This window comes from Pseudomonas sp. 10S4 (assembly GCF_034344865.1).
Classification (GTDB): Bacteria; Pseudomonadota; Gammaproteobacteria; order Pseudomonadales; family Pseudomonadaceae; genus Aquipseudomonas.
In genome coordinates, this window is sequence record NZ_CP133774.1 from 2,521,891 (window position 1) to 2,542,719 (window position 20,829).

Annotated in this window: 16 protein-coding genes and 6 pseudogenes; all 22 read right to left on the minus strand. The window is 61.1% G+C overall.

Going from position 1 to position 20,829, the window contains the following annotated elements; translation table 11 throughout:
• Window positions 1-14: 14 nt before the first annotated feature.
• The gene (gene ureC / locus RHM58_RS11605; protein WP_201200204.1) at window positions 15-1,715 is read right to left on the minus strand and encodes an urease subunit alpha; all 1,701 of its coding nucleotides are present in this window, start codon (window positions 1,713-1,715) and stop codon (window positions 15-17) included.
• A 164-nt stretch (window positions 1,716-1,879) separates the two neighbouring features.
• Window positions 1,880-2,188, minus strand: a complete 309-nt coding sequence (locus RHM58_RS11610) for an urease subunit beta (protein WP_109627750.1) — start codon at window positions 2,186-2,188, stop codon at window positions 1,880-1,882.
• Window positions 2,185-2,721: a GNAT family N-acetyltransferase gene (locus RHM58_RS11615; protein WP_201200205.1), complete on the minus strand. Its 537-nt coding sequence runs from the start codon at window positions 2,719-2,721 to the stop codon at window positions 2,185-2,187. Before RHM58_RS11615 ends, RHM58_RS11610 begins: the two co-directional genes overlap by 4 nt.
• A gap of 6 nt (window positions 2,722-2,727) precedes the next feature.
• Window positions 2,728-3,261, minus strand: coding sequence for a GNAT family N-acetyltransferase (locus RHM58_RS11620; RefSeq protein ID WP_201200206.1), 534 nt, complete (start codon window positions 3,259-3,261; stop codon window positions 2,728-2,730).
• A gap of 9 nt (window positions 3,262-3,270) precedes the next feature.
• Complete coding sequence (gene ureA / locus RHM58_RS11625) at window positions 3,271-3,573, minus strand: urease subunit gamma (protein ID WP_008085431.1); 303 nt, start codon at window positions 3,571-3,573, stop codon at window positions 3,271-3,273.
• A gap of 160 nt (window positions 3,574-3,733) precedes the next feature.
• Window positions 3,734-4,572 (minus strand): annotated as a pseudogene (locus RHM58_RS11630) (urease accessory protein UreD).
• A gap of 30 nt (window positions 4,573-4,602) precedes the next feature.
• Window positions 4,603-5,301: an urea ABC transporter ATP-binding subunit UrtE gene (gene urtE, locus RHM58_RS11635; RefSeq protein ID WP_169371835.1), complete on the minus strand. Its 699-nt coding sequence runs from the start codon at window positions 5,299-5,301 to the stop codon at window positions 4,603-4,605.
• 133 nt (window positions 5,302-5,434) lie between these two features.
• Window positions 5,435-6,303 (minus strand): annotated as a pseudogene (gene urtD, locus RHM58_RS11640) (urea ABC transporter ATP-binding protein UrtD).
• 7 nt (window positions 6,304-6,310) lie between these two features.
• A pseudogene (urtC, locus tag RHM58_RS11645) lies at window positions 6,311-7,378 on the minus strand (urea ABC transporter permease subunit UrtC); the annotation flags it as partial.
• A complete protein-coding gene (gene urtB / locus RHM58_RS11650; RefSeq protein WP_322270422.1) occupies window positions 7,378-8,883 on the minus strand; it encodes an urea ABC transporter permease subunit UrtB in 1,506 nt (501 codons plus the stop codon). The pseudogene urtC and the gene urtB, both read right to left, overlap by 1 nt.
• Before the next feature lie 238 nt (window positions 8,884-9,121).
• Complete coding sequence (gene urtA, locus RHM58_RS11655) at window positions 9,122-10,387, minus strand: urea ABC transporter substrate-binding protein (protein ID WP_201200210.1); 1,266 nt, start codon at window positions 10,385-10,387, stop codon at window positions 9,122-9,124.
• 314 nt (window positions 10,388-10,701) lie between these two features.
• Window positions 10,702-11,054 (minus strand): annotated as a pseudogene (locus RHM58_RS11660) (DUF6124 family protein).
• A gap of 473 nt (window positions 11,055-11,527) precedes the next feature.
• Complete coding sequence (locus tag RHM58_RS11665; protein ID WP_322270423.1) at window positions 11,528-12,538, minus strand: FecCD family ABC transporter permease; 1,011 nt, start codon at window positions 12,536-12,538, stop codon at window positions 11,528-11,530.
• On the minus strand, window positions 12,535-13,482 hold the full coding sequence (locus RHM58_RS11670) for an ABC transporter substrate-binding protein (protein ID WP_322270424.1): 948 nt from the start codon (window positions 13,480-13,482) through the stop codon (window positions 12,535-12,537). Before RHM58_RS11670 ends, RHM58_RS11665 begins: the two co-directional genes overlap by 4 nt.
• Window positions 13,482-14,267 (minus strand): ABC transporter ATP-binding protein, encoded by a 786-nt coding sequence (locus RHM58_RS11675; protein ID WP_322270425.1) that lies wholly within the window; start codon window positions 14,265-14,267, stop codon window positions 13,482-13,484. Before RHM58_RS11675 ends, RHM58_RS11670 begins: the two co-directional genes overlap by 1 nt.
• A gap of 220 nt (window positions 14,268-14,487) precedes the next feature.
• A pseudogene (locus RHM58_RS11680) lies at window positions 14,488-14,970 on the minus strand (PepSY domain-containing protein); the annotation flags it as partial.
• Window positions 14,907-15,869: pseudogene (locus tag RHM58_RS11685) on the minus strand (PepSY-associated TM helix domain-containing protein); the annotation flags it as partial. The pseudogenes RHM58_RS11685 and RHM58_RS11680, both read right to left, overlap by 64 nt.
• A gap of 126 nt (window positions 15,870-15,995) precedes the next feature.
• A complete protein-coding gene (locus RHM58_RS11690; protein WP_322270426.1) occupies window positions 15,996-18,113 on the minus strand; it encodes a TonB-dependent copper receptor in 2,118 nt (705 codons plus the stop codon).
• A 262-nt stretch (window positions 18,114-18,375) separates the two neighbouring features.
• Window positions 18,376-18,810, minus strand: coding sequence for a DUF2946 domain-containing protein (locus tag RHM58_RS11695; RefSeq protein WP_201200217.1), 435 nt, complete (start codon window positions 18,808-18,810; stop codon window positions 18,376-18,378).
• Window positions 18,811-18,831: 21 nt separating this feature from the next.
• Window positions 18,832-19,311, minus strand: coding sequence for a copper chaperone PCu(A)C (locus RHM58_RS11700; protein WP_201200218.1), 480 nt, complete (start codon window positions 19,309-19,311; stop codon window positions 18,832-18,834).
• Window positions 19,312-19,359: 48 nt separating this feature from the next.
• Window positions 19,360-19,758: a DUF2946 domain-containing protein gene (locus RHM58_RS11705; protein WP_322270427.1), complete on the minus strand. Its 399-nt coding sequence runs from the start codon at window positions 19,756-19,758 to the stop codon at window positions 19,360-19,362.
• 289 nt (window positions 19,759-20,047) lie between these two features.
• The gene (locus tag RHM58_RS11710) at window positions 20,048-20,770 is read right to left on the minus strand and encodes a cobalt-precorrin-6A reductase (RefSeq protein WP_201255643.1); all 723 of its coding nucleotides are present in this window, start codon (window positions 20,768-20,770) and stop codon (window positions 20,048-20,050) included.
• Window positions 20,771-20,829 lie beyond the last annotated feature (59 nt).

Here is a 20,829-nt window from a genome sequence, read left to right on the forward strand (position 1 = left end):
ATTTTTTCAGTGCCTCAGAACAGGAAATAGCGCTGGGCCATCGGCAGGGTTTCGGCTGGCTCACACCACAGCAACACGCCATCGGCCTTGACCTGGTAGGTCTGCGGGTCAACGTCGATGTTCGGCAGGTAGTCGTTGTGGATCAGGTCGGTTTTCTGCACCTCGCGGCAACCTTTGACCACAGCGATTTTCTTCTTCAAACCCAACGCCTCGGGAAGACCGGCGTCCTGCGCGGCCTGGCTGATAAAGGTCAGGCTGGTGGCGTGCAGCGAGCCACCGTAGCTGGCAAACATCGGCCGGTAGTGCACCGGTTGTGGCGTTGGGATCGAGGCATTGGCGTCCCCCATCAGGCTCGCCGCAATGGCGCCGCCCTTGAGGATCAACGTCGGTTTGACCCCGAAGAATGCCGGGCGCCAGAGCACCAGATCGGCCCATTTACCCACTTCGATCGAGCCCACTTCATGGCTGATGCCGTGGGTGATCGCCGGGTTGATGGTGTACTTGGCGATGTAGCGTTTGGCCCGGAAGTTGTCGTTGCCTTCACCGTCCTGAGGCAGCGGGCCGCGCTGCTTTTTCATCTTGTCGGCGGTCTGCCAGGTGCGGGTGATCACTTCGCCGACCCGGCCCATGGCCTGGCTGTCGGAGCTGATCATCGAGAACGCGCCGAGGTCGTGGAGGATGTCTTCGGCAGCAATCGTCTCGCGGCGAATGCGGCTTTCGGCGAACGCCACGTCTTCGGCAATGCTCGGGTCCAGGTGATGGCAGACCATCAGCATGTCGAGGTGTTCGTCGATGGTGTTGCGGGTGAACGGCCGCGTCGGGTTGGTCGAACTCGGCAACACGTTGGCAAACCCGCAGGCCTTGATGATGTCCGGGGCGTGACCGCCGCCCGCGCCTTCGGTGTGGTAGGTGTGGATGGTGCGGCCCTTGAACGCGGCGAGGGTGGTTTCGACGAAGCCGGATTCGTTGAGGGTGTCGGTGTGGATCGCCACCTGCACATCGTACTGGTCGGCCACGCTCAGGCAGTTGTCGATGCTGGCGGGCGTGGTGCCCCAGTCTTCGTGCAACTTGAGGCCAATGGCGCCGGCCTTGACCTGCTCGATCAACGGCTCCGGCAGGCTGGCGTTGCCCTTGCCGGTGAGGCCGATGTTCATCGGGAACGCATCCGCCGCTTGAAGCATCCGCGCCAGGTGCCAGGGCCCGGAGGTGCAGGTTGTCGCGTTGGTGCCGGTGGCCGGGCCGGTGCCGCCGCCGATCATGGTGGTGACGCCGCTCATCAGCGCCTCTTCGATCTGCTGCGGGCAGATGAAGTGAATGTGGGTGTCGATGCCGCCGGCGGTGAGGATCATGCCTTCACCGGCGATGACTTCGGTGCTGGCGCCGATGGCCATGGTGACGTTCGGCTGCACGTCCGGGTTGCCGGCCTTGCCGATGCCGGCGACGCGCCCGTCCTTGAGGCCGACATCGGCTTTGACGATGCCCCAGTGGTCGACGATCAAGGCGTTGGTGATGACAGTGTCGACCACTTCAGCGGCGAGCAATTGGCTCTGGCCCTGGCCGTCGCGGATGACTTTGCCGCCGCCGAATTTCACTTCTTCGCCGTAGGTGGTGAAGTCTTTTTCCACTTCGATCCACAGCTCGGTGTCGGCCAGGCGGACCTTGTCACCGACGGTGGGGCCGAACATGTCGGCGTAGGCTTGACGGGAAATCTTCATCGGAATTCCTTGCACAAATTTATTGTGGCGAGGGGGCTTGCCCCCGTTCGGGTGCGAAGCGCCCGCAATTTGGTTGATGAGGTTTATCTGATGAACCGAGGTGGCAGGTTTTACGACCGCTGCGCGGCCGAACGGGGGCAAGCCCCTCGCCACAAGGACCGGCGTCAGTCGAGGTCGCCCATGATCCGCCCGGCAAACCCGAACACTCGTCGATGCCCGGCCAAATCCACAAGCTCGACCTCGCGGCTCTGTCCCGGCTCGAAGCGCACGGCAGTGCCGGCCGGGATGTTGAGGCGCATGCCACGGCTGGCGGCGCGGTCGAAGGTCAGGGCATCGTTGGTTTCGAAAAAGTGGTAATGCGAGCCGACCTGGATTGGCCGGTCGCCGCTGTTGGCCACTTTCAGGCTGACGGTGCGGCGGCCGACGTTGAGTTCGATGTCGCCGGGCTGGATCTGGTATTCACCGGGAATCATCCATTCACTCCTTGCAGAATCTTGTAGTAGAGGGCGGTTGGCCGGTAATTGCCGGCCGGGTCGCAAGCGTAGTCGGGGATTTGACCGGCGCGGGTGTAACCCAGGGCCTTGTAGAAGTCTTCGGCAGGGGAGCCGGCCTCGGTGTCGAGGTAGAGCATGCCGCGCTTGTGCTGGCGGGCGGCGAGCTCCAGGGCGCTCATCAATTGCTGGCCAAGGCCGCGACGGCGGGCGTGTTCGCGCACCAGCAGTTTCTGCACTTCGGCACGGTTCAGGCCGTTGGCTTTCTGGCACAGGGTCAGTTGCACACTGGCTTGCACCTGCTCGTCCTTGACCACCACCCACAGCAACACATTGCCAAGGTTCAGGTTGGCCTGGACGTCATCGAAATAGGCCCGGGCCTGGGTCGCATCCAGATCGGCCATGAAACCAACGCTGGCGCCATAGCCCACGGCGTCCAACAGCAAATCAATCAAACCCTGGCGATAGTGCGCAAAGCTTTCAACATTCACGCGGCGCAGTTGGGCGGCGTTCATCGGGTGTCACTCCTTGTTGGCGATTGGCGGCTCCGCGCCTGGGTTGAGGGTCAGTTGCATGAAGGTCAGGTCCAGCCAGCGCCCGAACTTGGTGCCCACCTGGGGCATCTGCCCGGTGATCGCAAAACCGGCGCGCTCATGCAGACGAATAGAAGCGGCGTTACCGCTTTCGATGGCGGCGACCATGATGTGTTTGTCGCAGCCTTTGGCGCGCTCGATCAACACGCTCATCAGTTGTGGGCCGAGGCCGTTGCCGCGCTGGTCGCTGCGCACATACACCGAGTGCTCGACGGTGTGGCGAAACCCGTCGAACGGCCGCCAGTCCCCGAATGAAGCGTAGCCCAGCACTGCGTTGTCGCCGTCGACGATCACCAGAATCGGATAACCCTGGGACTGCCTGGCGCTAAACCACGCCTGGCGATTGCCCAGATCCACGGCTTGTTCATTCCAGATCGCCGTGGTGTTGAGCACCGCATCGTTGTAGATGTCACGGATCGCGGGCAGGTCGGCGTGCAGCGCATCGCGAATGAGATAAGTCATGACGCGGCCTCAGACGATGGGTTGGTGAACGGTGACCAGTTTGGTGCCGTCGGGAAACGTCGCTTCAACCTGGATCTCCGGGATCATTTCCGGGATGCCTTCCATCACTTGTTCGCGGCTGAGCAGGGTGGTGCCGAAATGCATCAACTCGGCCACGGTGCGACCGTCACGGGCGCCTTCAAGCAGCGCCGCGGAGATGTAGGCCATGGCTTCCGGGTAATTGAGTTTCACGCCGCGAGCCAAACGCCGCTCGGCAACTAGGCCGGCGGTGAAGATCAACAGCTTGTCTTTTTCGCGTGGGGTCAGGTCCATCGTTGGAATCCATATCGGCAGATAAAAAAGGTATTCGGATCTGTGAATACATAACCCCTGTGGGAGCGGGCTTGCTCGCGAAGGCGGACTTACATTCAACATTTGCGTTGTCTGATACACCGCTTTCGCGAGCAAGCCCGCTCCCACATTGGATCGTGTTTCAGGTGCTCCATATTCTTGGGGGCACGGCTTCTCGGCCGAGCAACGCCGGCCTGAGCAGTCGCCACAAATCGATTAGCCAACCCCGTGCCAACAACGCCTCACTGGCCAGGCATCGTGCGACTAAAAGTCCCGGCAACTGAGTCAAATCCCCGCGCACGTCATTGGGCAGCGCGCGACAGGTTTCCAGCAGTGCGCTGTCGATTTCCCCGGTCACCAACAACGTCGCAAACACCGGTTGCCCATCCAGCCCGATCGGCGAGTCGAGCAATCCATCAGCGCCGACAATGCGCTGGCGTTCGTGCCAGAGCAACTGGCCGTCGCGACGGATATCCAGCCGTGCCTGGAAATGCCCAAGGTCAAAACGTTCGCCACTGGCCGGGCGACCCAACGCCACCACGTCCCAGTAGAACAACCGGGCGTCGCCTTCAAGGTCGATCGAGGTGCTGAGTTCAGCCTGGGCCGCGCTGAAAATGATCGTCTCCTGGGGCAGCCATTCCAGTGTCGCACCGGTCGCCACTTTCAATTCCAGCTGCTGATAAGCGGGGCCGGCGGCGCGATACCACTTGGCGGCACCGGGGCTGGTGATTTGCGCCCAGGCATTGCTGCCGACACTGGCCGAAATGTCCAGCCGATCCCCCCGGCAATCCCGCCCGGCGGGTGAACGATGATGTGCTGGCACACCTCGGGCCCTTCGGCGTACAGGTGCTTTTGCACCCGCAGCGGGCCTTTGTGTCGGCGCTGGACTGGGCGCGTGCTGTCGCCAAAACGGGCGTAGCCCAGCTCCAGTTCGGCGTGCCAACTTGGGGTGAACAGCGTGATAGGGGCAGGTGAATTCATAAGTTCTAATTATCGTTAGGACGCTACAGACTAGATCGTAACCAGCCCGCGCACACCCTCGGCTTCCATATTTTCTCCGCGACCCTGTTGCACGATCTCGCCCCGGGACATCACCAGGTACTGATCGGCCAGTTCGGCGGCGAAATCGTAGAACTGCTCTACCAGCAAAATCGCCATGTCGCCCCGAGCCGCGAGCTTCTTGATCACCGCGCCGATCTCTTTGATCACCGAGGGTTGGATGCCTTCGGTGGGTTCGTCGAGGATCAGCAGGCGCGGACGGCTGGCCAAGGCGCGACCGATTGCCAATTGCTGCTGTTGACCACCGGACAAGTCACCGCCGCGTCGTTGCTTCATTTGCAGTAACACCGGGAACAACTCGTAGATGAACGCCGGGACTTCCTTGGCTTCGGAGCCGGGGAATCGCGACAGGCCCATCAGCAGGTTTTCCTCCACGGTGAGGCGGCCGAAAATCTCCCGGCCCTGGGGCACATAGGCGATCCCGGCGTGCACCCGTTGGTGCGGCTTGAACGTGGTGATCGGTTTGCCTTCCCAATTCACCGCGCCTTCCTTGGACGGCAGCAAACCCATCAGGCATTTGAGCAGCGTGGTCTTGCCCACGCCGTTGCGCCCGAGCAGGCAAGTGACTTCGCCGACCTTCACCTCAAACGAGAGACCGCGCAGGATGTGGCTACCGCCGTAATACTGGTGCAGCTTGTCGACTTGCAGCATTTCCAGAATCTCCTCAAATCCCTTGTGGGAGCGGGCTTGCTCGCGAATGCGGTGTGTCATTCCGCATTGATGCTGGCTGATCCACCGCTTTCGCGAGCAAGCCCGCTCCCACATTGGATAGGTATTTTCAGGCCTAGCGACCGAGGTAAACCTCGATCACCCGCTCGTTTTCCTGCACCTGTTCCAGCGACCCTTCCGCCAGCACGCTGCCCTGGTGCAACACGGTGACGTGGTCGGCGATGGAGCCGACGAAGCCCATGTCGTGCTCCACCACCATCAGCGAATGCTTGCCGGCCAGGCTCTTGAACAGCTCAGCGGTGAATTCGGTTTCGGCGTCGGTCATGCCGGCGACTGGTTCGTCGAGCAACAGCAATTGCGGGTCCTGCATCAGCAACATGCCGATTTCCAGGAACTGCTTCTGCCCGTGGGACAACAGGCCTGCCGGGCGATTGACCGAGGCGCTCAGGCGTATGGTTTCCAGCACTTCGCTGATGCGATCTCTTTGTTCGCCGCTCAGTCGCGCCCGCAAACTTGCCCAAACCGACTTGTCGGTTTTCTGCGCCAGTTCCAGGTTTTCGAACACGCTCAGCGCTTCAAACACGGTCGGTTTCTGAAACTTGCGCCCGATGCCGGCCTGGGCGATCTGCACTTCGCTCATCAGCGTCAAATCCATGGTTTCACCGAACCAGGCCTTGCCGTGACTCGGGCGAGTCTTGCCGGTGATCACGTCCATCAGTGTGGTCTTGCCCGCGCCGTTGGGGCCAATGATGCAGCGCAGTTCGCCGACGCCGATGTACAGGTTCAGATTGTTCAGCGCCTTGAAGCCATCGAAGCTGACGCTGATGTCTTCCAGGGTCAGGATCGTGCCGTGGCGAGTGTCCAGGCCGGGGCCGGCACTTTGGCCGAGGCCGATGCTGTCGCGGCTGGTGCCAGCGTCCTTGTTCGGTTCTGGCGGAAAAAGACCGGTTCGAGCATGAATTCCGCCGTCGCAGTGACTCTCATTGTTCACCTCTTTTTTCAGCAGCCCGATCACGCCTTTAGGCAGGTAAAGGGTTACGACGATGAACAGCGTGCCAAGGAAAAACAGCCAGTATTCCGGGAACGCCACGGTGAACCAGCTCTTCATGCCGTTGACCACGCCCGCTCCGAGCAACGGCCCGATCAGCGTGCCACGACCGCCCAACGCCACCCACACTGCCGCTTCAATCGAGTTGGTCGGCGACATTTCGCTAGGGTTGATGATCCCCACTTGCGGCACGTACAACGCACCGGCCAAACCGCACAACACCGCGCTCAGCACCCAGACAAACAACTTGAAACCGCGTGGGTCGTAACCGCAGAACATCAGCCGGTTTTCGGCATCGCGCAACGCGGTCAACACCCGGCCGAACTTGCTCTGCGCCAAGCGCCAACCGATAAACAGACTCGCCACCAGCAACACCACCGTGGCGAAAAACAACACCGCCCGCGTCCCAGGTTCAGTAATGCCAAACCCGAGAATGGTGCGGAAATTGGTAAAGCCGTTGTTGCCGCCAAACCCGGTTTCGTTGCGGAAAAACAGCAGCATTCCGGCGAAGGTCAGGGCTTGGGTCATGATCGAGAAATACACGCCTTTGATCCGCGAGCGGAAGGCGAAGAAGCCGAACACCAAGGCCAACAACCCCGGCGCCAACACCACCAGGCACATCGACCAGAGGAAGCTGCTGGTGCCGGTCCAGTACCACGGCAATTCGGTCCACGACAGGAACGTCATGAACGCCGGCAAGACATCGCCCGAGGCTTGGCGCATCAGGTACATGCCCATGGCGTAGCCGCCGAGGGCGAAAAACAGACCGTGACCCAGCGACAACAGCCCGGCATAACCCCAGACCAGATCCAGCGCCAGGGCGACGATGGCGTAGCAAAGAATCTTGCCCACCAGCGTCAGCGTGTAGGCCGAGACGTGAAAAACACTAACGGGCGAGAGCAGCGACATCAGCGGCATCGCCAATAGCAACACCAGAATGACGGCGCCGACAGCGAAGGTGATTTTTGGGCCGGCCTTTTGGGTGGCCGTGACTAGAAGAGGTTGGTTCATCAGTCGATCACCCGTCCTTTCAGTGCGAAGAGGCCTTGCGGACGTTTCTGGATAAACAGAATGATCAGCGCGAGGATCAGGATTTTGCCGAGTACGGCACCGATTTGCGGTTCGAGAATTTTGTTGGCGATGCCCAAGCCGAACGCGGCAAACACACTACCGGCCAACTGGCCGACACCGCCGAGCACCACCACCAGGAACGAGTCGATGATGTAGCTTTGTCCGAGGTCCGGGCCGACGTTGCCGATCTGGCTGAGCGCCACGCCACCGAGCCCGGCGATGCCTGAGCCGAGGCCGAAGGCGAGCATGTCCACCCGCCCGGTCGGCACGCCGCAGCAGGCGGCCATGTTGCGGTTTTGAGTGACGGCGCGCACGTTCAGGCCCAACCGTGTCTTGTTCAGCAGCAGCCAGGTCAGCACCACCACAAACAGCGCGAAGGCGATGATCACGATGCGGTTGTAGGGCAGCACGAGGTTGGGCAGCACTTGAATCCCGCCCGAAAGCCATGCCGGGTTGGCCACTTCAACGTTCTGCGCGCCGAACACCAGGCGCACCAGCTGAATCAGCATCAGGCTGATACCCCACGTGGCGAGCAGGGTTTCCAGCGGGCGGCCGTAGAGGTGACGAATCACCGTGCGCTCCAGCGCCATGCCAATGGCGGCGGTGACGAAAAACGCTACTGGCAACGCGATCAGCGGATAGAACTCGATGGCTTGCGGGGCGAAGCGCTGGAACATCAGTTGCACTACGTAAGTCGAGTAGGCGCCGAGCATCAGCATCTCGCCGTGGGCCATGTTGATCACGCCGAGCAGGCCGAAGGTGATCGCCAATCCTAGGGCCGCTAGTAACAGAATCGAGCCCAGCGACATGCCGCTGAACGCTTCGCCGAGAATCTCGCCGATCAGCAGTTTGTGTTTGACCTGCGCGAGGCTGGTTTCAGCGGCGTAGTTGCGCACGCCGGCATCGGCTTCGACGCCGGGTTCGAGTAAACCTTCGAGGCGCGTACGGGCCAGCGGGTCGCCGGTTTCACCGAGCAAACGCACGGCGGCGAGGCGCACGGCCGGGTCGGTGTCCACCAGTTGCAGGTTGGCCAGCGCGAGGCTCAGGGCGGCGTGAACGCTTTCGTCTTTTTCGCCCGCCAGTTGCTGGTCGAGAAATTTCAGCTGCGCGGGTTTGGCGCTTTTCTGCAATTGCTGCGCAGCGGCCAGACGGATTTTGGTGTCGGCGGCGAGCAATTGGTGGCTAGCCAACGCGGTGTCGATCAGACCCCGCAGGCGGTTATTCAGGCGTAGGGTTTTCGGCTGGCCGTCGACGGTCAATTCGCCTTGTTGCAATGCGTTGATCAGTTCGACACGGGCCGGATCGGGCTGCGCGGCCCAGGTTTCCAGAAGCTTGGCTTGCTGCACGGGATTGGCGGCGACGAAATCTTCGGCGTCGCCGGCGTGGGCTGTCATCGGCAATAAAAGCGCGATAGCGAGGATGAGGCGGTAAAGGGCGGTGGGCATAGAAAGTCGCCTTGCGCGGACAATGTGGGAGCAGACTCATGTGGCGAGGGGGCTTGCCCCCGTTCGGCTGCGAAGCAGTCGTAAAACCATTACCCCCGGTGTACCGGATACACCGCGGTTGCAGGTCTTGGGGCTGCTTCGCAGCCCAACGGGGCAAGCCCCCTCGCCACAACAGCCCGCTCCCACAGGGAATTGCGTCAGGCCCGGGCTTCGTGCTCGGGCCCTGACACCCAGTGGCTTAGTTGCTCTTCACCGCATAATCCGGCTTCTTGTCGTTGCCATCGATAAACGGGCTCCACGGCTGGGCGCGGATCGGCCCTTCGGTCTGCCACACCACGTTGAACTGACCGTCGGCCTGAATCTCGCCGATCATCACCGGCTTGTGCAGGTGATGGTTGGTCTTGTCCATGGTCAGGGTGTAACCCGACGGCGCGGCAAACGTCTGCCCGGCCAACGCTTCACGAACCTTGTCGACGTCAGTGGACTTGGCCTTTTCAGCCGCTTGCGCCCACATGTGGATGCCGACGTAGGTGGCTTCCATCGGGTCGTTGGTCACCGCTTTGTCGGCGCCCGGCAGGTTGTGTTTCTTGGCGTAGGCTTTCCAGTCCGCTACGAACTTCTTGTTCACCGGGTTCTCGACCGATTCGAAGTAGTTCCACGCCGCGAGGTTACCCACCAGCGGTTTGGTGTCGATGCCACGCAGTTCTTCTTCGCCTACCGAGAACGCCACGACGGGAACGTCGGTGGCTTTCAGGCCCTGGTTGGCCAGTTCTTTGTAGAACGGCACGTTGGAGTCGCCGTTGACGGTCGAGATGACGGCAGTCTTGCCGCCGGCCGAGAATTTTTTGATGTTGGCCACGATGGTTTGGTAATCGGCATGGCCGAAGGGGGTGTAGACCTCTTCGATGTCCTTGTCCGCTACACCTTTGGAGTGCAGGAACGAGCGCAGGATTTTGTTGGTGGTGCGCGGGTAAACGTAGTCGGTGCCCAGCAGGAAGAAGCGCTTGGCGCTGCCGCCTTCGTCGCTCATCAGGTATTCCACCGCCGGGATTGCCTGTTGGTTTGGCGCGGCGCCGGTGTAGAACACGTTCGGCGACATTTCTTCGCCTTCGTATTGCACCGGGTAGAACAGCAAGCCGTTGAGCTCTTCGAACACCGGCAACACCGATTTACGCGACACCGAGGTCCAGCAACCGAACACCACGGCCACTTTGTCCTGGGTCAGCAACTGACGGCTCTTTTCGGCGAACAGCGGCCAGTTCGAGGCTGGGTCGACGACTACCGGTTCCAGCATCTTGCCGTTGACGCCGCCCTTGGCGTTGATTTCGTCGATGGTCATCAACGCCATGTCTTTGAGGGATGTTTCGGAGATCGCCATGGTCCCGGACAGGGAGTGCAGGATGCCGACCTTAATGGTCTCTGCGGCCTGGACAGTCCAGGTCATGCCCATCGCGGCAATGGATGCCGTGAGTGTGAAAGCCTTGATCAAGCTGCGACGCTTCATTGTGCGATCTCCATGAACGTTTAATTTTTTTTGATTGGCAGATGCGGACTACTGAAAGCTGTTTTGCAAGGGCTGTGCCCGGTCGGCAAAAGGTAAGGAAATGTCGTATTAGAGCGGTAGAGCGACGAGGGTGGCGCACCATAAAAGGCACGGGGCTGGGGCGACGGTGCGTCAGGATGCGCCACATCGGGGCGAAGGGCCGCAAATCTCCGTGGGCGCGAGCCTGCTCGCGATAGCGGTGGGTCAGTCACATTGATTCTGAATGTGCCGCCGTCTTCGCGAGCAGGCTCGCTCCCACAGGGTTTGCGGTGTGGCTAGGCCGGGACGACGTTGTCGAGGGCGCGGTTCACGGCCAGTTCTGCTTGCATGATGATTTCTGGATCGCCAACGCGGTGTGGCGTTGCGGGCCGATCAGGTTGTTGGCGAAGTCGCTGGCCAGGACACTTGCTGAGGCCAGCGATTCACAGGCGTTGGCCAGCAGGCTTTCGGTGTCGACGTCCGGGGCGATCATGTACATGGTGCTCGGCCGGCGCGGTTTTTCGGCGTAGGGGGCGGGCGGATTGAGGTAGAGATCGATCGCGCGGTTGATGGCTTCGCGGTCTTTGAGCACGTTTTCGGTTGAGGTGTGAGTGGTGATGGGTGGGTCGGGTACGAGTTTCTTAGTCATTTGATTTCCCTGTTCATGTCTGGAGCCATCACTTTCCGTTTCTCACACGGAAAGGGGTGGCGGCTATGTGCAGGGTGAGAAAACCGGCAACAGAGAACCGGCCGGACCGAAGTCCGCCCGCACACAGCCGCCATAGAGCATTACAGGCAGCGGATAGCTGGCGGCAATTATGGTGGTACTTGCGCTTGATTCAAACAAATCTGTTTCCCGGGTTTCTCACACCCGATCGCTGAATGTTCAGCGACAGCCAAAGACTAGAGAATCTGCTTGCCACACGGCAACCTGAAAAAGCCGTGGGAAAGTTCAGGTGTTTTGGCATCCGCTTAAACACACAAAACAAACAGACGACCACAAATCCACTGTGGGAGCGAGCCTGCTCGCGATCGCGGTGGGTCAGTCACAGAGATGTTGGATGTGCCGCCGTCATCGCGAGCAGGCTCACTCCCACAGGGTTTTGGGGTGTGTTTGTGGGATTAGCGGCGGCGCATCAGGCCGATGAAGAACAGGCCGCCGATGGCGGCGGTGGCGACGCCAATCGGCAAATCTTCGGGGGCGATCAGGGTACGGGCGGCGACGTCGACCCAAACGAGGAAGAGGCTGCCGAGCAACACGCAGACGGGTAACAATCTGCGATGCTCCGCGCCGACCAACCGCCGCGCAATGTGCGGCACCATCAGCCCGACAAACCCAATCGACCCACTGATCGAAACAAGCACGCCGGTCATCAGCGAAGCAATCAAAAACACCCGCAACCGCACCGTGCGAGCATTCAAACCCAACGTCACGGCAGTCTGCTCACCCGCCATCAACGCATTCAACGGCCGTGCCATCCCCAGCAACAAAACCAATCCGAGCAACACACCGGCCGCCGGCACCGCCAGCAATTCCCAGCGCGCCAACCCGAGCCCGCCAAGCATCCAGAACATCACCGCGGAACTCGCGCGATGATCCCCCAGAAACAGCAGCAAATTGGCAATCGCCATCATCACAAACGACACCGCCACACCACACAACAGCAACCGATCACTGTCCAGCCGCCCATTGCGATTGGCGATCATCAGCACGATCAGCATGCTTACCAGCGCGCCGATAAACGCCGCAATCGGCAAGGTCAGCAACCCGACGATCTCCCCGACATGCAGCACCACAATCACCGCGCCAAGGGTCGCGCCTGAAGTGACGCCAAGCAGATGCGGATCAGCCAGCGGATTGCGCGTCACCGCTTGCAACACCGCGCCGATCAACGCCAGCCCGGCCCCGACCAACGCGCCGAGCAACATGCGCGGCACGCGGATCAGCCAGACGATATGTTCCTGCCCGGTAGCCCAGTCCGGAGCGCCGACTCCCAACATCTTGTGCAGCAAAATCCGCCACACCACGTCCACCGGCACCCGCGCCGGGCCAAAGCCCAGCGACACCACGCACGACACCAGCAACAGTGCGCCGAGGGCGGTCAGCAACAAGGCATAGCGACGGTCGATCATTCGCCGTGGAACCCTTTGGCCAGGGTTTCCACCGCCAGCACGTTGTCGATCCCCGGCGTGGCTTGCACGTACGGAATGACGATAAAGCGCTGGTTCTTGATCGCGTCCACCGATTGCAGGGCTTTGTTGTTCAGCAGGAATTGCTCTTTCTGCTCGGCCGTAACTTCGCCGTAGTCGACGATCACGATCACCTGCGGATTGCGCTCGATCACGTTCTCCCAATTAACCCGCGTCCAACTGGCCTCGACGTCATCCAGAATATTTTGCCCTCCCGCCGCATCGATCAGCGCTTGTGGCATGCCGAGGCGCCCGGAGGTCATGGCCCGGTCTTCGCCGCTGTCGTAGAGGAAGACGCGTGGTTTGTCCGCCGGCAGATCCTTGCGCACCTCGGCGACTTGTTCCTGCATCTCGGCGATCAAGGCGTTGGCGCGATCCTGCACGTCGAAGATTTTGCCGAGGTTGCGCAGGTCGTTGTAGGTGTCGTTCAGGCTGGCCGCCGGGCGCTTCATGACGAAGGCGCAGGATTCGGTCAGCTCGTAGACGTTGATGCCCAACGGTTGCAGCGTTTGCGGCGTCAGGTCACCGCCGACGCGCATGCCGTAATCCCAACCGGCGAAGAAGAAATCGACGTTGGCGTTGAGCAGGGTTTCCACCGACGGGTACTTCGCCGCCAGTTCCGGCAGACCGTCGAGGATGGTCTGCATCTCGGGCGTCACCGACTTCCAACCGGTCACGCCGCTGTAGCCGGCCATGTGCGGTTTGAGGCCGAGGGCGAGCATCATCTGGGTCATGTTGATGTCGTGGCTGACCGCGTGTTTCGGCGCTTGCTTGAACGTCACGTCGCGGTTGCAGCTCTGAACGGTCAGCGGGTATTTCGTCGCCTCGGCAACGGCGTGGGCACTGCCCAGCAACAGAGCGACACAGAGCAGGGAACGCACAGTCATTATTGGGTTATCCAGGTGATTCGGGGGTAGCCGTGGAGGGGGTGTTCGTCGATCAGCGCTTCGACGCCGAAAACCTCGCGCAGCAGCAGCGCGGTCAGGACTTCTTTCGGTGTGCCGCTGGCGACGATGCGGCCGTGGTTGATTACGTACAAACGATCACAGAAAGCGGCGGCCAGGTTGAGGTCGTGGATGCTCGCCAGGGTGCCGATGTTCAGGCGTTTGACCAGTTGCAGCAGTTCGAGCTGATAGCGCGGGTCGAGGTGGTTGGTCGGCTCGTCGAGGATCAGCAGTTGCGGTTGCTGGGCCAGGGCGCGGGCGAGGATCACGCGTTGTTTTTCTCCGCCGGAAAGGGTGGCGAAGGCGTGGTCTTCGAAGCCTTTTAGGCCGACCGATTCCAGCGCCTGAGTGGCGAGGTTTCGGTCTTCGATGGTGTCGCCGTCGAACAGGCCTTTGTGCGGCGTGCGGCCCATGGCGACCACTTCCTCGACGGTGAGGCCGAAGGCGTCGGGGAATTCTTGCAGGACCACGGCAATGCGTTGCGCGCACCAGCGCGAGGATTGCTTCCAGACGTTGTGATGCTCGAGTTGAACCTCGCCGCTGTCGGGTTTGCTGAAGCGATAGGCGCAACGCAGCAGGCTGGTCTTGCCACTGCCGTTGGGGCCGATCAACCCGACAAACTCACCGGCGGCCACGTGCAACGAGGCGTCACGCAGTTGGAACTGGTGATGGCAGTGGCCGAGGCCCAGGGGTGTCCAGGCGAGGTTTGTGAGGTTCAGCGATGTCATGCGTTTACTCTAAGATTTTTGGTGTTGCTGATGACGCCTTCGCGAGCACGCCCGCTCCCACATTTGATCGCATTCCAATGTGGGAGCGGGCTTGCTCGCGATGAGGGCTTTTAGGCTGCGATTAATACGGCATGTGTGCGTTATACAGTAACACAAAAAGTGACCGGGAGATAAGCGCGCGAAGTCTACAGATCCCTCTAACGCACGCATCTCGCCTCACTCATGATGAAGATGAAGCAGATTCAGTTTGTCGATTGAAGCGCGACAGCAGCAGCCGATCCAGCACCCACACGACAATCAACGAGGCGCCCACCAGCGGAAAAATCACCGCCAGCACCAGCATGATAGCTACGCCGGTTTTCCATTTCGGCAGGTCGTGGCGCAGCGGCGGAACACCGAACTGGCCGTCCGGCCGACGCTTCCACCAGATCACCACGCCACTGACCGCGCTGAGCAGAATCATCAGGCAAATCAGCAGCACGATGATCTGATTGAACGCACCAAACATCTTGCCTTCATGCAGCATCACGCCGATTTCCGTGGCTCGGGCGACGGCGCCGTATTGCTCGTAGCGCACGTCATGGCGAGAACCTTGCCGGTGTACTGATCGACGTGCAGGGTGGCGTCGTTGCGCGGGTCGTCGGCGAACACCGCGATGGTGAACACGCCGGTGGCGGTGGTCGGCAAGGTGATGCTGTAACCCGGTTCGACCTTGCGTTGCACGGCTAGGTTTTGTACGTCTTGCAGGTTGATGGTCGGCGCCGCAGGACCGGCCGGCGCGGCACCGTGAGCCATGTGCTCGGCGTGGTCGCCGGACATTGGCATCGGCGTGTTTTCCATGGCCCAGGGCACGGTCTGGCGGGTGGCGCTGTTGAGGCTGCGGGCCTCGACGTCGGACTTCGGCATGTCGTTCCACATTGCCGCCGGGAAGCGGTTCCAGACTTCGGCGTATTGCTTGCCCCAGAAACCGGTCCAGGTCATGCCGCTGAGCAGCATCACCAGCAAGAATGCCGCGCCCCAGAACCCGGTTACGGCGTGCAGGTCGCGCCACAGCGCACGACCGCGACGGCTGAAACGTGGCCACAACACGCCAGCATACTGACCGCGCGGCCACCACAGAAATACCCCGGACACCACCAGCACTACGCCCCAGCCAGCGGCGAGTTCGACCAGTCGATCACCGACGGTGCCGATCAGCAACTCGCCGTGAATTGCCCGGGCGAGGGCTTGCAGGTTTTTCTTGGCGTCTTGCTCACCGAGGATGTCGCCGTGGTACGGGTCGATGAAGACGTTGAGCTCGTGACCGGCATTGATCACGACAAACTGTGCGCTGCGTTCGGCGTTGACCGGCGGCAGGTATTGTTTGATCTGGCCTTGTGGATAGGCCTCTTTCACCCGCTTGGCCAGGTCATCGGCGGACACCGTGTGATGCCCGGCCGGGACGTTCATCAGGCTGGCGTACATCAGCGGGTCGAGTTGCGGTTTGAACAGGTAAAGGGTGCCGGTCAGGGCCAGCATCACCATGAATGGCGCGACGAATAGCCCGGCATAGAAATGCCAACGCCAGGCCAGGTTGTAGAAATTCGGTTTGGGTTGTTTCATCAGGTGCTCCGCTTGGCTTGAGTCTTTTGTTGTTGTCCGGTGACTGCTGCGCAGTCAATCGCGAGCAGGCTCGCTCCCACATGGCCGGTGTTGGACCTGTAGGAGCGAGGCTTGCCCGCGAAGCTTTTAGAAGCTCATATCGACCTTGGTCCAGAGCGTGCGCCCCGGTTCGTTGATGGCTTGCGGGTCATTGGCCGGATAGCCGAAACCGGCGTTACCGGCCAGGTTCAAATGCTCGGCGTACGCCTTGCCGAACAGGTTGTCGACGCCGCTGCTGACCTTCCAGTTCTTGTTGATGCGGTACGCGCCGTTAAGCGAGAACACGCCGAACCCTGCGCTCTTGTCGAAGTCCTTGCCGACCACGTTGCCCTTGTTCTGGTCGATGCGGTTTTGCGCCGCAACCACACGCCACAAGGCTCCAGCACTCCAGTTGTCTTCGCTGTAGGTCAGGCCGAAGCGCGCATCCAGCGGCGGCATTTGCGGTAGCGCTTTACCGTCGCTGCTGTTCTTGCCCCAGGCATAGGCCAGGGTCGCGTCGGCCTTCCAGTTGGAGGTCAACTTGTAAGCCGCACCGAGTTCGCCGCCCATGATTCGCGCGTCGATGTTCTGCGCTTGCGAGGTCGTGCCCATCATCCCCGGTGTGTAGTTGAACAGGATGTAGTCGCGCACTTGGCCGACATAACCCGATGCCCAGGCTTCGAGGTCTTCGGTCTTGTATTGCAGGCCGAAGTCGAGCTGGGTGGTTTTTTCCGGTTTGATCGAATCAAAGGCATTCACTGAACCGGCCGGGCCGGACTTGGGCGAAAACAGCTCCCAGTAATCCGGGTAGCGCTCGCTGTGGCCGAGGCCGGCGTAGAGCGTGGTCGGGCTGTTGGCCAAGTCATGCTCATAACGGACGAAGCCGCTCGGCAGGGTGTCGGCGCGGGTCTTGTCGGCGGTCGGGTTCGGCATGCTCATCATCCCGGAGCCGATGGTCTGCCGATAATCCTTGGCCGAAGCACGGTCCACCCGCGCGCCGGTAATCAGCCGATCACGGTCGGCGGCGTACCAGGTCAGTTCGCTGAACACCCCATAGTTATGGAAGTCGGCGTCCTTGGTGTATGGCTGTTCCTTGTAGGCGTCGACGCCCATGGCGCTGCGTTGACGGTGTTCGTTGGTCTGCGCGTCGAGGCCGCTGATCAGTTGCAGATCGGCCCAGTGCCAAGTGGCTTTGATCCGTGCGCCGAGAGTGCGCCGGTCGACGTTGGAGGCCATCGGCCCGGACATCATCCCGGTGCCGGACGGTGTGCGCAGGGTGTAGTTGTCCATCACGTGGTCGGCGTAGTTGTAGTAGACCTGCGCCTCGACCTTATCCAGCACGTCGCCGATGTTGGATTTCTCGAACCGCAACCCGAGGCTTTCGCGCTTGAATTGCGTACCGTCCATGCCCCGCCCGGCGTAACGCGCTTCGCCATCGCCCTTGCCGGCGGTCAGCTCCAGCAAGGTGTCGGCGTCCGGGGTCCAGCCCACCGCCACGTCGCCGTTCCACTTGTCGTAACGCGACGCTACGGTGTCGTTGTTGCCGTCCTTGTAGTCGTCCGAATGCGCGGTGTTGCCGATCACCCGCACGTAGCCCAACGACCCGCCGGCAGCGGCGTCCACCACTTTGTCGAAACGGCCGTTGGAGCCGGCCAGCACGCTGGCGTTCACGCGGGTGCCGAGTTCACCGAAGTGTTCCGGTTCGCGGTCGAAGAGGACTGTGCCGGCTGATGCTCCCGGTCCCCAAAGCACGGTTTGGGGGCCTTTGATGACGGTGAGTTTGTCGTAGGTTTCCGGCGAGATGTACGAGGTCGGCGCGTCCATCCGGCCGGGACAGGCGCCGAGCATCATGCTGCCGTTGGTAAGGATGTTCAGCCGCGAGCCGAACATGCCGCGCAGCACCGGATCGCCGTTGGTGCCGCCATTTCGGACTAAAGCGAAGCCGGGAATGGTCTTCAGGTAATCGCCACCGTCACTGGCCGGCACCGGTTGGCGCGGGTCCTTGGGGTTGGTGACGATGGTCAGCGGCGAGCTCGGCGCGATGGCGGTGATCACGGTTGGGCTCAGTTCTTCGGTGTGCTCGGCATGTTCATCAGCCAGCACTATCGGGGTCAGCAAAACGCCGCAAAGGACGGCAATAGCGTGCCTGAAACGCAGTCGGGATTCGTTCAGGGCAAAGGAGGTCGGGGTGCAGCTCAAGCGTGTGTCAGCAGAAAAGCGGGACATGACAATTTCCATCGAACAGTCGTAAACGACACGGCCGGCAGCGTGCGCAATCCTTGTGGGAGCGGGCTTTTGTGGCGAGGGGCTTTCCCCGTTCGGCTGCGAAGCAGTCGTAAACCAATGCACGCGGTGTACCTGGTACACCGCGATTGCAGGTTTTTGGACCGCTTCGCGACCCAACGGGGGCAAGCCCCCTCACCACAAAAACTCATTCCCACAGGTTGCTTTGGCTGTCTTCTAAACCGTGTGAGATCAAGGTGCGTGTTTACGAAACGACAGGCGGGGCGCGGGTTCGAGCGCCGGGGAAGAAGGTTTGCCGGGCGTGGCCCAGGCGAGTGGCGGGTGCGGTGAAGGTGGTGGCGTGCGGTGTATCGAATGCGGCGAAAGACTGCCCACCCGTAAGCGCCGGGCAGTTGAACAGCAGGCTGCAATAGCCGCATTTTTCCCAGAGCGCGTGGTGCTCTGCGGCGGGTGGGCAATGTTCGGCGGCTTGTTCTTCAGCGTGTTCGCCGTGGCCGTCCATGCTCATGTCCATCGACATGCTCATAGACATTGAGGCGCGTTGATCCATCGGCATCGACTGAGAAATCAGCGGACCGATAAAGATCATCAGCATGGCGAACAGGCTGATCCAGCTGCCACGGGTCAGGCTCAAGGGCTGACGGCGGCGCACGGATAACCTGGCGCTAGGGGCGCGCACGGGCGTTTTTTGGGTTGGCGATTACTGGGCGTGCATATGCTCTTGCATGCCGTCCGGGGCCTTTTTCTGCACCGCGACTTCAACCGTCACGTCGCCGGACTTCTCGAAATGCATGGTCAGCGGGAAGCGTTTGCCGTCGCTCAGCAGGCTACGATCTTTCAGGTTCAGCAGCATTACGTGATAGGCCATCGGCGCAAAAGTAACGTTGCCGCCGGCAGGGATTTCGACGCTTGGCACCTGCTGCATTTTCATCAAATCGTTCTGCATGATGTGCTCATGCAATTGGGCTTCGCTGGAAATCGGCGAGTCGACGCTCAGCAAACGGTCAGCGGTTTTGCCGTTGTTGTGAATCACGAAGTAAGCCGCCACGGTCGGCGCGTTCGGTGGCAACTCTTGCGACCACGGGTGAGCGATTTCGAGCTCGCCGGCCTTGTATTCGTGAGCATTGGCAAAACAGGCAGGCAGCAGCAATGCGGCCAGAACGATGAGTTTGTTCAACATGGCAGTTCTCCAGAACGATTCAATACGCAGGTCAATTGCGAGAAGGAATCACACCAGAGGGGACGCGCGGGGGTTGAGACTCGGCCATTGCTGGCGCGGTGTCGGCGTATCGAGAGAGGCGGCAGGCAGGCTTCGATTGGCCTCGTACCGCGCGAAATACAGCTGCGGCACATGCCCCGGCAGCGCCACCAACGGCGCAGAGCCCGAGCAGCACCAGCAATGTTGCATGTTGGAGTGATCGTCGTTTTGCGGGGCTTTCTGCTCAAAAGTGCCCAGGGAAATCGCCACCATCTTGGTGCCGCTGGACGTGCAGAAACTGCCCCACAGCAATTGCTCGGCGGGTGATTTCGCCGACTGCGCCATCGCTCCGGTCAACGGCATGGCGAGCATGTTGAACAGCACTGCGAAGCAGGCGATCCAGGTAAATGCGAGCCGTTGTCGGGACATGGGACAAATCCGGTTGGGTGGGCGATCAGGCGCGGCTATTTAGCCTGATCAGGGCCGATAAGTAAAAAAGCGGCGTGCGGTGTGGTGTCGCAGCGAACTTTCAAAAGAGTGTAGCGGCTTCGATTCGGAGTGCCGGAAGAGTTGAGGCGAGCCCACAATCCTGTGGCGAGGGGGCTTGCTGTGGCGAGGGAGCTTGCTCCCGTTGGACTGCGTAGCAGTCCCATCTTTTGTGAGCGCCACGCACTCAAGCGGGGGCAAGCCCCCTCGCCACGAATTATTCATTCGTCAGTCAGATGGCATTTGCCAGTGCTGCCAAGACATCGGCCACCGCCCCAAACTCCCGCTCAACCCCCGCCAACACCGGCCGCTTCAACACCAACACTGGCACCCCACGTTCCCGCGCCACTTCCAGTTTCGGTTCGGTAGCGGTGCTGCCGCTGTTTTTGCTGATTAGCACATCGATCTGTCGCCGTTCGAACAGTTCGCGTTCATCTTCGATCACGAACGGCCCACGGGCGCCGATGACTTCGCAGCGTTCGTTGCCGGGGTAAACGTCGAGTGCGCGCAAGGTCCAGAATTGCTCCTGCGGGATTTCGTGCAGGTGCTGCAAGGGCTCGCGACCGAGGGTGAACAGCGGTCGTCGGAATGGTTTTAGCGCTTCGATCAATTCTGCCCAGTCGCTGACTTCCCGCCAGTTGTCCCCAACCTGTGGTTGCCATGCCGGGCGCCGCAGCGCCCAGCATGGGACGCCGCTCAACTGCGTTGCGGTCGCAGCGTTTTGGCTGATTTGTGCGGCGTAGGGGTGAGTAGCGTCCAGCAGCAGTTCAATGCCTTGATCGCGAATGAATTGAGCCAGGCCTTCAGCGCCACCGTAACCGCCGACGCGAACCTGACAGGTCAGATCCGTCGGCACTCGACCGACACCGGCCAGGCTGTAAATGTGTTCCGGGCCAAGCGTCCGGGCAATGGCCAAAGCTTCCGTCACGCCACCCAGCAACAACACGCGCTTCATTGAAAGTCTCCCGGTCAGTTAAAAAAGCTAAGGCCAACCACATCACCTGTGGCGAGCGA

What these genes read in the sequence shown, in the direction of transcription:
- ureC (WP_201200204.1), bottom strand. Translation starts at nt 1,715, where the DNA reads ATGAAGATTTCCCGTCAAGCCTACGCCGACATGTTCGGCCCCACCGTC.
- RHM58_RS11610 (WP_109627750.1), bottom strand. Translation starts at nt 2,188, where the DNA reads ATGATTCCCGGTGAATACCAGATCCAGCCCGGCGACATCGAACTCAAC.
- RHM58_RS11615 (WP_201200205.1), bottom strand. Translation starts at nt 2,721, where the DNA reads ATGAACGCCGCCCAACTGCGCCGCGTGAATGTTGAAAGCTTTGCGCAC.
- RHM58_RS11620 (WP_201200206.1), bottom strand. Translation starts at nt 3,261, where the DNA reads ATGACTTATCTCATTCGCGATGCGCTGCACGCCGACCTGCCCGCGATC.
- ureA (WP_008085431.1), bottom strand. Translation starts at nt 3,573, where the DNA reads ATGGACCTGACCCCACGCGAAAAAGACAAGCTGTTGATCTTCACCGCC.
- urtE (WP_169371835.1), bottom strand. Translation starts at nt 5,301, where the DNA reads ATGCTGCAAGTCGACAAGCTGCACCAGTATTACGGCGGTAGCCACATC.
- urtB (WP_322270422.1), bottom strand. Translation starts at nt 8,883, where the DNA reads ATGCCCACCGCCCTTTACCGCCTCATCCTCGCTATCGCGCTTTTATTG.
- urtA (WP_201200210.1), bottom strand. Translation starts at nt 10,387, where the DNA reads ATGAAGCGTCGCAGCTTGATCAAGGCTTTCACACTCACGGCATCCATT.
- RHM58_RS11665 (WP_322270423.1), bottom strand. Translation starts at nt 12,538, where the DNA reads ATGATCGACCGTCGCTATGCCTTGTTGCTGACCGCCCTCGGCGCACTG.
- RHM58_RS11670 (WP_322270424.1), bottom strand. Translation starts at nt 13,482, where the DNA reads ATGACTGTGCGTTCCCTGCTCTGTGTCGCTCTGTTGCTGGGCAGTGCC.
- RHM58_RS11675 (WP_322270425.1), bottom strand. Translation starts at nt 14,267, where the DNA reads ATGACATCGCTGAACCTCACAAACCTCGCCTGGACACCCCTGGGCCTC.
- RHM58_RS11690 (WP_322270426.1), bottom strand. Translation starts at nt 18,113, where the DNA reads ATGTCCCGCTTTTCTGCTGACACACGCTTGAGCTGCACCCCGACCTCC.
- RHM58_RS11700 (WP_201200218.1), bottom strand. Translation starts at nt 19,311, where the DNA reads ATGTTGAACAAACTCATCGTTCTGGCCGCATTGCTGCTGCCTGCCTGT.
- RHM58_RS11705 (WP_322270427.1), bottom strand. Translation starts at nt 19,758, where the DNA reads ATGTCCCGACAACGGCTCGCATTTACCTGGATCGCCTGCTTCGCAGTG.
- RHM58_RS11710 (WP_201255643.1), bottom strand. Translation starts at nt 20,770, where the DNA reads ATGAAGCGCGTGTTGTTGCTGGGTGGCGTGACGGAAGCTTTGGCCATT.